This window comes from Antarcticibacterium flavum (genome assembly GCF_006159205.1).
Lineage (GTDB): Bacteria > Bacteroidota > Bacteroidia > Flavobacteriales > Flavobacteriaceae > Gillisia > Gillisia flava.
Window position 1 is genome coordinate 1,072,760 of record NZ_CP040812.1, and the last position, 11,362, is coordinate 1,084,121.

8 protein-coding genes are annotated in these 11,362 nt (G+C 42.0%); all 8 read right to left on the reverse strand.

The features are described from left to right. Positions 1-99 precede the first annotated feature (99 nt). A complete protein-coding gene (locus tag FHG64_RS04480; RefSeq protein ID WP_139065295.1) occupies positions 100-1,638 on the reverse strand; it encodes a YifB family Mg chelatase-like AAA ATPase in 1,539 nt (512 codons plus the stop codon). 186 nt (positions 1,639-1,824) lie between these two features. Next, a complete protein-coding gene (locus FHG64_RS04485) occupies positions 1,825-2,685 on the reverse strand; it encodes a BadF/BadG/BcrA/BcrD ATPase family protein (RefSeq protein ID WP_139065296.1) in 861 nt (286 codons plus the stop codon). A 92-nt stretch (positions 2,686-2,777) separates the two neighbouring features. Next, a complete protein-coding gene (gene gap, locus FHG64_RS04490) occupies positions 2,778-3,776 on the reverse strand; it encodes a type I glyceraldehyde-3-phosphate dehydrogenase (protein WP_139065297.1) in 999 nt (332 codons plus the stop codon). Positions 3,777-3,794: 18 nt separating this feature from the next. Next, positions 3,795-4,781 carry a 6-phosphofructokinase gene (gene pfkA / locus FHG64_RS04495; RefSeq protein WP_139065298.1) on the reverse strand — a complete coding sequence of 329 codons (987 nt, stop codon included), beginning with the start codon at positions 4,779-4,781 and terminating at the stop codon, positions 3,795-3,797. A 242-nt stretch (positions 4,782-5,023) separates the two neighbouring features. Beyond that, complete coding sequence (locus FHG64_RS04500; protein ID WP_139065299.1) at positions 5,024-6,697, reverse strand: alpha-amylase family glycosyl hydrolase; 1,674 nt, start codon at positions 6,695-6,697, stop codon at positions 5,024-5,026. A gap of 5 nt (positions 6,698-6,702) precedes the next feature. After that, positions 6,703-8,568, reverse strand: coding sequence for an alpha-amylase family glycosyl hydrolase (locus tag FHG64_RS04505; protein WP_246054292.1), 1,866 nt, complete (start codon positions 8,566-8,568; stop codon positions 6,703-6,705). A gap of 74 nt (positions 8,569-8,642) precedes the next feature. Next, entirely contained in the window at positions 8,643-9,500 is an 858-nt protein-coding gene (locus FHG64_RS04510; protein ID WP_168191316.1) for a hypothetical protein, read from the reverse strand. A 7-nt stretch (positions 9,501-9,507) separates the two neighbouring features. Next, positions 9,508-11,352, reverse strand: coding sequence for a glycoside hydrolase family 13 protein (locus FHG64_RS04515; RefSeq protein WP_139065302.1), 1,845 nt, complete (start codon positions 11,350-11,352; stop codon positions 9,508-9,510). Between the last annotated feature and the right edge of the window lie 10 nt (positions 11,353-11,362).

The following is an 11,362-nucleotide window of genomic DNA, read 5'->3' on the forward strand; positions in this document are numbered from 1 at the left end:
TTTTAATTGCCCGATCCCTTCGGGGAAAATAGATATTTTTTTTGGAATGGTATCAAATGTATAAAAATAGGACTGAAGCATTTAAGATGTTAGAAAGATTTAACCTAACCAGCCTTCCCTATCCAGACTTCTATACTGGATAGCCTCGCTTATATGGGCTCCTTCAATTTTCTCCTTCCCTTCCAGATCGGCTATTGTGCGGGAAACTTTAAGAATGCGGTCATATGCCCTGGCTGAAAGATTTAAGCGCTCCATCGCGGTTTTCAATAGTTGTCTTGAAGATTCATCTAATTCACAAAAAAAAGCGATATGCTTTACGCTCATTTGTGCATTATAATGCACATTTTCATATTCCCGAAAACGTTCCGTTTGCCTTTGCCTTGCCCTGGTAACTCTCTCCCTTATTTGCACACTGCTTTCACCTTTACGCTCTTCACTCAATTTCTCAAAAGGAACCGGCGTTACCTCGATATGAATATCTATGCGGTCTAAGAGAGGTCCGCTTATTTTACTTAAATACCGTTGCATCTCTGCCGGGGAGGAAGTCCTTGGCGAATCGGGATCATTAAAATATCCGCTTGGACTTGGATTCATACTTGCCACAAGCATGAAACTGGAAGGGTACGTAACTGTAAATTTGGCCCTGGAGATGGTAACTTCACGGTCTTCCAGCGGTTGTCTCATTACTTCCAGCACCCCGCGCTTAAACTCCGGCAACTCATCCAGGAACAAAACCCCGTTGTGAGAAAGGGAGATCTCTCCCGGCTGAGGATAGGCCCCTCCCCCTACTAAAGCCACATCGGATATCGTATGATGAGGACTGCGGAAAGGCCGCTGGGACATAAGCCCCACATTTTCCTTTACCTTCCCTACTACTGAATGTATCTTTGTAGTTTCGAGCGCTTCGTGGAGAGTCATGGGAGGAAGAATACTAGGAAGCCTTTTGGCCAACATGGTCTTACCTGCTCCCGGTGGGCCAATAAGAATAATATTATGGCCTCCTGCCGCTGCTATTTCCATACAGCGCTTAATTGACTCCTGCCCTTTAACATCGGCGAAATCGTGCTCCAGGTGTTCCAGACTGTTGTAGAACTCTTCCCTGGTATTTATCACGGTTCTTTCCAAAGGCTTCCCTTTGTCAAAAAACTCAATGACCTCCAGGATATTCTCTACCCCATAAACTTCCAGGTCGCTAACAATTGCTGCCTCTTTTACATTTTGCTTAGGCAGAATAAAACCTTTGAAACCCTCTTCCCTGGCCTTGATGGCAATGGGTAGAGCCCCTTTAATTGGTTGCAAACTTCCATCGAGGGAGAGTTCCCCCATTATTATATATTCATCTATGGCAGCTTCCTTTATTTGACCGGAACCGGCAAGAATTCCTATCGCGAGAGTAAGATCATAGGCAGAACCCTCTTTCCTAAGATCGGCCGGAGCCATGTTTATTGTGATCTTCTTACCGGGAAATTTATAGCCATTGTTCTGTAAAGCTGCCGCGATACGATAACTGCTCTCTTTAATGGCATTATCTGGGAGTCCAACTAAATTAAAGGCGATCCCGGGAGACATATTTACTTCTACCGTGATGGTGGTCGCCTCTACACCAAATACAGCACTTCCATAAACTTTTACCAGCATGAATTAAGGATTTTCTTAAAATTAATAAATTAAAAAGGAAACGGATAAAGGATAAACTAAATAGTATCCTAAATTTTTGTGAATTTATTAATCTAAGAACTTCAACCACTTTAAAAATGAAAACCCGCTGCAGTTCATGCAGCGGGTTTTCTAAATTGTTTCTTTTATAAAAAAAGTATACTATTTTTAATAATTAGGCAATACATTTTTTCTGTAGTGCTCAATTAGGGCATCTATTGGCCGTCGAATTATATTTCCAATCTCAAGACGGTAAGGTTGTGCCACTGCTCGAATAATATCGGCACTAAAATAGGCTATGCTGCCTATGAAATGAATTGGCACATTCTGGGCTTCTTTGAAGCAAAGAACCCTTGATTGCATAAAATCATTGATCCCTTCGTGCACCAATTTATAGAAATACCCATTGCGCTCATTGGTGAAAATAAATTCAGCAAAAGAAGCCAGGTATGTATTGGGATTTTCTTTCTTATAAAGGTTTCTTTTGATCTCATCTGCACGAAGATCATAAGTCGTTTCAAATTTTTCAGCAAGTTCCGGGGGCATTCTTTTATAGTAATAATCCCTTATGAGACGCTTTCCAAAATAGTTTCCACTGGCTTCATCCATAAGAATATAACCGAGTGAATCTACAGCCATTTGTATATTCGTTCCATCGAAAAAACAACTATTGGAGCCTGTACCCAGAATACATACGATGCCGGGCTCTGTAGTCGCAGCATAGGCAGCTGCAACCATGTCTTCTTTAACTATTACTTCTATGGAATTGGTAAAAAAGTTGGCGATAATATCCCTTAATATCTTACGGGGAGTATCGGTTCCTGCACCGGCACCAAAAAAATGAATTCTTTCTACCTTATCCTTAACCTCCTGCAGGTCGGGGTTTTCTTCTATTCGCTGCTCCAGCATTAACTCTGGAAAAACAGCCGGATTAAGACCTTTTGTCCTGGTCTTTAAAAGTTGTTCACCTGAATTATTTAAAAGTATCCAGTCACATTTCGTTGAACCACCATCGGCAATTAATATCATTATATGTACTTTAAAGAGTAAAAAAGGCTGCTTCAACCGCAGTTCTACCTATTCTTAAAGCAGCCTTTTTGATTATTTAATGGTCCCGGCAATTATACTTTTGCAACGTGAGCGGCCAGTTCAAGCAATTTTGCTGAATACCCATACTCATTGTCGTACCACGCGACCAATTTAAAGAAATTATCATTTAAAGCAATACCTGCCTCGGCATCAAAATTACAGGTGTACGCATTTGATACGAAATCCTGGGATACAACCATTTCTTCAGTATAAGAAACGACTCCCTTATATTCCCCTTCAGAAGCCTTTTTAAATGCAGCTTTGATCTGGTCATAAGAAGCAGCTTTCTCTGTACGCACCGTAAGGTCTACTACAGAAACATCGGCGGTTGGAACTCTAAACGCCATACCGGTAAGTTTACCGTCCAGCTTTGGGATCACCTTACCTACTGCTTTGGCAGCACCGGTAGAGGATGGAATTATATTGATAAGGGCACTTCTACCACCCCTGAAATCTTTTTTGGATGGACCATCAACGGTTAATTGTGTAGCAGTTGTGGCGTGAATGGTCGTCATCAACCCTTCAACCAGTCCAAATTCATCATCAACGATCTTTGCCAATGGTGCAAGACAGTTGGTTGTGCAGGATGCATTTGAAACTATATTTTGATCTGGCTTCACATCTTTATGATTAACCCCCATTACAAACATAGGTACATCTTTGGATGGAGCTGAAATAACAACTTTTTTGGCTCCTGCAGTAATATGCTTTTGGCCACCTTCCATATTGGTGAAAATACCGGTACAGTCAAGAACCACTTCAGCACCAACTTCATCCCATTTAAGATCTTCCGGGTTCTTTTCAGCAGTCACTCTCACGGTTTTACCGTTGATCACCAGGTGACCATCCTTTACATCTACAGTTCCTTTGAAATTCCCGTGAACAGAGTCATACTTTAAAAGATAGGCAAGATGATCTACTTCCAGCAGGTCATTAACAGCTACTACTTCTACATCCTTATTCTCTACAGCTATTCTAAAAGCTATTCTTCCAATACGACCAAAGCCGTTTATTCCAATTTTTGTACTCATTGTAATTGATTTTAATTTTTAAATTGAAGTGATGTCTGCCACCCTTCTTAGATCTCTGTCAAATTTATCCTCACCTTTGATGCCGGTTTCCAGAGAAACCGTGATCACCTTTTGGTGATGTATTCCTATCATTATATTTCTCTTTCCATCCAGCACTGCATCTACGGCCCCAACACCTAATTTACTGGCAAGCACCCTGTCAAAGCAACTTGGGGAACCCCCTCGCTGTATATGTCCCAATACTGAAACTCTTATGTCATAACCCCCCAAAGTGGAATCTATAAACTCTGCGAGTTCAAAGATGTTCTTTCCACTCTTGTCACCCTCTGCCACTACAATGATGCTGGATGTTTTACCCGATTTCTCACTCTTTTTAAGAGAAGAAATAAGCCTGTCTATACCTTCATCTTCCTCAGGGATAAGGATCTCCTCTGCCCCTGCGCCTATACCGCTGTTAAGAGCAATAGCTCCTGCATCCCTCCCCATTACCTCTACAAGGAACAACCTGTTATGGGAACTGGCGGTATCCCTAATTTTATCTATAGCTTCCACTACAGTATTAAGAGCAGTATCATAACCAATGGTAAAATCTGTCCCGCTTATATCATTATCAATAGTTGCTGGGATTCCCACTACAGGAAAATCATGTTCCTTTTCAAATAGTAATCCCCCGGTGAAAGTACCGTCTCCCCCTATAACTATGAGAGCATCCACGCCGGCAGCCTTGAGATTATCATAAGCTTTCTTTCTTCCTTCAGGAGTTTTGAATTCATTTGAGCGGGCAGATTTAAGGAAAGTCCCTCCACGGCTAATAATATTTCGAACCGAGCGGGCATCGAGGTCCTCTATATCATTCTCAATAAGCCCCTGGTATCCTCTAAATATCCCTGCACACCCCACCCCGTGGTATGCACAACTTCTTACAACTGCCCTTATAGCAGCATTCATTCCCGGTGCATCACCTCCTGATGTTAATACACCTATTTTTTTAATTTCTTTCTGCATTCCTGTAAAATTATTTGATTTTTACCTTAAAACCTAATTTACCTTGACACTCAATCGTTTTCGGTTAATAACTCATAAAAAAAGCCCTTTTTATAGGGCTCTTTTTTAATGAATTTGTAAAAAGATTATCTTTTTAATAAAATATGGTTTTTAATGACCATTATCATTTTAAATCATAAATTGCTGTGATTCAATTTATTGACACGATATCAAATTAATTACTAATTATACTTATTTGGCCTTTAGTTGCTTTCCAATAAGACATATTCATATGGGGAATTAAGCCGAATCAAGCCATCTTTTACCTCTCCTGTCTCTCCTGAGTATGCATCTTTTAATTGATGACCTTCTTCAAATATATTACCCACCATTATGTTCTTATCTCCGGCTGGAACTTTAAGGCCTATGATTACAACATCCTTATGATCTCGCTGCTCATAGCGGCGAACAAAATAATGAGGCTCCCGGGATATTACCTCGTGCCTTCCGGCTCCCACAGCAGGGTGTGCAGCGCGGAACTGCCCCAGTTTTTGCCAATGTTCAAGGATCTCTTCTGTTTCTTTATCTTTTTCCAAATCTTCCCAATTCATCATAGACCTAAGGGTGGCGTCCCCCACTGTTCCATCAATTGTTAAGGATCTTGCGCTTTCATCTCCATAATAAATTTGCGAGGTCCCGGGGCTTAACAAAAGTAAGCTTGCTGTTTCATATGGCTTCTCCCGCTCCCTGTCAAATGGCTGCCCGTCATCATGGGAAGACAAATAATTTACGGTACCATAATCTTTTAGTTCTGTGTTCAGTAAACCATCATATTTTTGGAAAAGGGCTTCCGGTTCCTGCTGTTGCGCATTCCATTTAAACTCAAAGTTTATCAGGCTGTTAAAGGCATTGTCAAAATAATTCACCTTGCGGTCCCCAAAATCAAAATTCTGGCCCCCGCTTATTCCATAATTGTAAACTTCACCTACAAGATAGAATTCATTATCATCCAGTACCTTTTCGGGATTATTCCTTTTGTATTCAGCAAAAGAATGATCTGCCAGCTCCTTGAATTCCTGCCACACATATTCCTCGGTATGTTTTACTGTGTCTACCCTGTAACCATCTATTCCAAAATCTGTGATATAATCTGTAAGCCATTTCATGATATAAAACCTTGGAGCCCTTGGATGGCCTGTACGTTCAAAGAATTCATCCAGCTCTGCCACCTCCTGTTCATATCTTCCCTCTTCCTTCCATTTTTGAACAAGTTGTGGAGGTAATGCTACTTCTTCATTGCTCTCTGTCCTTATGTCTGGCAGATTTTCTACCAGGGTACAGGTAACGGTTGTTTCATAATTCTTATAAGTACAGGGGGTCTCATTGCGCACCCACTCATCTGGCCACTGGGGATCTTCCTCTGTCACGGGACCGGTATGGTTGATCACCGCATCCAGAAGGATACGGATCCCATTTTCGTGAGCTGCAGTAACCAGGTCCTGAAGGTCCTCTCTGGTTCCAAAATTAGGATCTATGGCTGTCCAGTCCTTGGTCCAGTATCCATGGTACCCATAGGTACGGCCAGTGCCTTCATCTGTTGCTCCATGGATTTGTTCTACCACCGGCGTCATCCAAATAGCATTCACACCAAGATCGTTGAAGTAACCCTCATTTATTTTGTGAGTTATACCTTTAAAATCTCCCCCTTCGAACCCACGTAAGACCCCTGTTTCCAGGTTCCTTCCAAAATTTACATCATTGGATGGATCGGCATTATTGAACCTGTCTGTAAGCAGGAAATAAATATTGGCACCCTCCCACACAAATGGCGTCTCATTTTCGGCCAAGACAGGTGTTTCCTCTGTCTGGTCGCTAGATGTAAGTGTATTGCAGCTTATACTAAGCAGGAATAAAAAAGATAAAGCTATGGATTTCATGTGTTTTATTTTAATTGCAGGATAAAGGATTCCAGGGGCTCTAGTTTTATATTGATATTAGCCTTCCCGTTGGTGACGGTGAGTTTTGAACTAAAAATCTCATAAAGTTTGTCCTCCATCTCATAGATCCCGTCATCCAGATCCCAGGTAGATATCACTTCAGCAGGGACCTGCAGTTGAAATTCCTGGTTAGCTTCAGCATCAAAATTGGTTACTATGATCAATTTTTCGGTTTCACTCCAACGGGCGTAGGATAAAACCTTATCGTTATAGTCTTGTGTATTTTCCCGGTTGTATTGATGAAGATCCCGGTACTCACCTGTGAGGGCAGAGCTGGAAATTGTAAAGTTAAGCAGCCTCTTATAGAAGTCTCTCAATTCCTTTTCTGCAGCGGTAGATTGGCCGCCATCAAACTTTTTATCATTCATCCAGCGTTGGTGTGCGGGAACCCCGATATAATCAAAAATAGAAGTCCTTGAAGGCTTTCCAAATCCTGCATCCTCTGCGCCGGGTTCCCCAACTTCCTGCCCAAAGTATACAAGGGTTGGGGCAGAGCTAATAGTAGCCGAAACCACCATGGCAGGTTTCCCCTTTGCAGCACTACCTGCAAATTCCGGACTGGCTATTCTCTGCTCATCATGATTCTCGAGAAAATGCAGCATATGATGTTCAATATCCTTCAAATCTTCCTGAATTGGAGGGATATTATCTGTACTGCCGTGTCCCTGCATCACATTCTTGATCGTATCATATAACTGTACCTTATCGTACAGGTAGTCCATTTTCCCTTTTTTGATATAATCCCTGTACAGGTGTGGCTGGTAAACTTCAGCTAATAAGAAAGCGTCCGGATTTCTCATCTTAATAGCAGAATTCATATAAGACCAGAATTCAACGGGAACCATTTCAGCCATATCAAATCTAAAGCCATCAACCCCTTTTTCTATCCAATACAAAGCAATATCACTAAATTTAGTCCATGAATCGGGTACAGTTTTATTCTTCCAAAATTCGAAATGAGTTTCATAATCCTCATTTTCGAAACCTGCAGGCAATTCCGGAAAATCTTTTTTCCCGTCTGGGCTTACCCCGTAGTTTATTTTCACAGTCTCATACCAATCGTTCATATCGGGCTGAGAGTCGCGGGCACCATTTCCTGTCCATTTGGCGGGCATTTCTTCAAATTTCCCATCGGCCAGAGGATGTTCTTCCCCACCAAGCGGGCGGTAGCCCTCCCTCCATTCCGGGACCTTAAAGGCTTCTGCAGGATTATAATAATAGTTGTTATTAATATTATAAGTCACGCTCGTATCATCCTTTGATCCAAAATCTTCTACACCTTCAGGATTATTAAGACCTTCATATTTCCTGGCCACGTGATTGGGCACTATATCTATAAGAACCTTCATCCCTGCTTTGTGCGTACGGTCAATTAGGGCTTCAAACTCTTCCATCCTGTTAGCAGGATTTACAGCGAGGTCTGGATTTACACTATAGTAATCCTTGACAGCATATGGAGAACCGGCACGTCCCTTTACCACATCGGGATCATCCTGCGAGATTCCATATTCGGTATAGTCAGTAATTACAGCATGCTGCGGCACCCCGGTGTACCAAATATGGGTCACACCAAGATCCTTTATTTCCTTAAGGGCCTTCTCTGTAAAATCTTCAAATTTTCCCACCCCATTTTCTTCCAGGGTCCCCCAGGGCTTATTGGTGGTGTTGGTATTTCCAAACAATCGTGTAAAGACCTGGTATACCACCTCTTTATTTTTCATTCCGGTTTCTGTTTGGTTGATTTCTGCATCTGGCTGTTGCTCATATTTACAGGCAAAAAGAAGTGAGACCACCATTAAAGATAATCCCATTTGAATTCCTTTAATTCTCATAGAATAAGTAATAATTATTTAAAAAAAGGTGCACACAGTTGCTGCACCCGGGTTTAATTCCATTCGACCTTAAGTTCGACTTTATCATCCCTGAAGCTTAGTGGCACCACCAGGTTCCCCTGGTGCATATAATTCTTACCGGTATATTTTATCCCGTTTACCCAAACAAACTTTACTGTTCGGTTGATGATATGTACTACAAAATCCACATCATCGCTATCTAATCCTTCACCTGCCTCCCGGAATGGGGCGGGCTGCCGCTCAATTGTGATATCCAGACTGTTAGTAGATTTCACTTCAATATGGAAGCAGTGATCCCCGGTAATTATACTGTCATCGCAGGTGTTTCTTTGCTTTTCCTCTGTAGCTGAACTAAATATGTAATGCAGCTGAAGGTATCTCAACGGTTCCCCATACTTTTCCTCTTTGATAACCGTAAAAATGGCCCCACTCCTCGCCAGCTCCGGAACAATATCCTCTTCACCCGAAACAAGGATGCTGCTACCCGGCAAATGCCTTTTCCCGGTTTGGAGGTCTACCCACAGCTGGTCAAAATTATAAGTAATCCCAAACGGGTCTTTATTAATAAAAATATCTATTCCTTCTGAAGAGATGGATAGTGAATCGGCGACCTCAGGGACATTTAGCTTTAGATCCTGTTCGCCTTTTCCCATATGAACTACCAGCGAATCGCTGCTGCTTGAATTTGAGAAGCTGGTTTCCAGTTTATCCTTTCCCGAAAAACTTAAAGAAAAGACCCCTTCCTTTGATGCAATAATTACAGAATCCCTGTTTTCCTCAATATTAGGACGAATGCTATCCTGCGCCTTTAAATTAAGGCCCATAAAAAAGATAGCCAGAAATATCAAAATTTTGTTATTAGCCGAAAGTATTGATCTTATTCTTCTCAAATTTTTCCTATTTTAATTCTATTACCATTGGCGTTTTGCCTGCGATCTTAATTGGTTCAGAAAGCTTATGGGTTCTCCCTGTAAGAATATCTGTTCCACCGGGGAACCCTTTAATACCCTCAGCGTAACGGCCCGGGTCCAGCGACCTTTCATTGGGACTGTTGTTGATCACCACCATCACCCGCTCATTCTCATTATACCTAAAATACACATAAACATTCTCTTCGGGAAGGTATTGCAGTAACTTTCCGAAGTGGAGTACCTCTTTTTGCTTTCTGTAATTAAGAAGGGTTTTGGTAAAGGAGTGATAATCCTCCTGCATTTTTGTTCTTCCTTCAGCATTAAAGGCATTATTCTCATCACCTTCCCAGCCACCCGGAAAATCCCGTCTTATATCGCCATCTCCTTTGCCTTTATCACCACGCATTCCAATTTCATCGCCATAATAAAGTTGCGGGATGCCGCGGGTGGTTAAAACCAGGGTTGTAGCCAGCTTATAACTGTCCAGGTCACCGTCGAACTGTTCATTAATGCGGTTGGTGTCATGGTTACCGGCAAATACCAATAGATTATCAATATCGGCATACAGAAAATCATTTACAAAATTCTCATAAGCTTTGATCATTCCTTTATCCCAGGAGGCTTCCTCTTCCTGAAACATTTCAAGGATGGCATCATGCAGGGTAAAATCCATCACAGAAGGCAAATAGGAATTATAGCTTTGAATTGCTCCAATAGGAGAGTCCTTTTGCCAGTAGGAGATCTGGGCCTGGTCGTGCATCCATACCTCTCCAACTATATTAAAATTAGGATACTCATCCATAATCGCTTTGGTCCATTTTGCAATACCCTCTTTGTCGTTATAGGAATAAGTGTCCACTCTAAACCCGTCAAGATCGGCATACTCGATCCACCAAATTGCGTTTTGAATAAGATAATTCAAAACCAGCGGATTACGCTGATTAAGATCTGGCATGGTTCTCACGAACCAGCCGTCCACACAATATTTCAGGTCAATTTCGGCAACATTGGGATCATACTGGGTGGTCATCCTGTAATTGGAATTCTCATAACCCGGGAATTGATTGATCCAGTCATAAGTTGGCAGGTCCTTGATCATCCAGTGTTCTGCCCCCCAATGATTGGTGACATAATCCATAATGAGCTTCATGTCCCTTTTGTGCATTTCTGCAGCGAGTTCGCGGTATTCCTCATTGCTGCCATATCTTGGATCTATCCTGTAAACATCGCTTTGAGCATACGTGTGATAGGAATACGCAGGATCGTTGTCTTCAAGCATTGGGGTACTCCAAATGGCTGTGACTCCCAGGTCCTCCAGGTAATCAAGATTGTTGATCACCCCGCGAATGTCACCCCCGTGCCGACCTCCCTGTTTTTTCCTGTCTGCTACTTCAGTTACTGAAGGATGGGAATCATTGGAAGGATCCCCATTGGCAAACCTGTCTGGCATGATAAGATAGATCACATCACTGGCATCAAATCCTTTACGCATAGCAGAATTTGCCCGCCGCTCCCTGAGCTCATATTTTTTGCTGAAGGATTTTTTCCCCTTCCGCTTAAAATCAATATTATAAGATCCCGCCGGAAGTGTCCCCGTGTTCAGGGTAAGAAAAATGTAATTTGGATTTTCTGTTTTGATCACATTCTTTACAATGACATCATCCCCTGCAGCAACTTCGTATTCGGCTATATTTTCACCATAGAACATTATTTGCAGGTCTTCCTGTTGCATCCCGCTCCACCAAAAGGGTGGTTCCACCTTTTCGATCTGGGCCTGTACGGCAACGGACAAAAGAAATCCCAGCAAACATAAAAACTTATTTATCTGCATGTTTTATTGA

Coding starts and splice junctions, on each gene's coding strand:
- FHG64_RS04480 (WP_139065295.1), bottom strand. CDS start 1,638: ATGCTGGTAAAAGTTTATGGAAGTGCTGTATTTGGTGTAGAGGCGACC.
- FHG64_RS04485 (WP_139065296.1), bottom strand. CDS start 2,685: ATGATATTAATTGCCGATGGTGGTTCAACGAAATGTGACTGGATACTT.
- gap (WP_139065297.1), bottom strand. CDS start 3,776: ATGAGTACAAAAATTGGAATAAACGGCTTTGGTCGTATTGGAAGAATA.
- pfkA (WP_139065298.1), bottom strand. CDS start 4,781: ATGCAGAAAGAAATTAAAAAAATAGGTGTATTAACATCAGGAGGTGAT.
- FHG64_RS04500 (WP_139065299.1), bottom strand. CDS start 6,697: ATGAAATCCATAGCTTTATCTTTTTTATTCCTGCTTAGTATAAGCTGC.
- FHG64_RS04505 (WP_246054292.1), bottom strand. CDS start 8,568: ATGGGATTATCTTTAATGGTGGTCTCACTTCTTTTTGCCTGTAAATAT.
- FHG64_RS04515 (WP_139065302.1), bottom strand. CDS start 11,352: ATGCAGATAAATAAGTTTTTATGTTTGCTGGGATTTCTTTTGTCCGTT.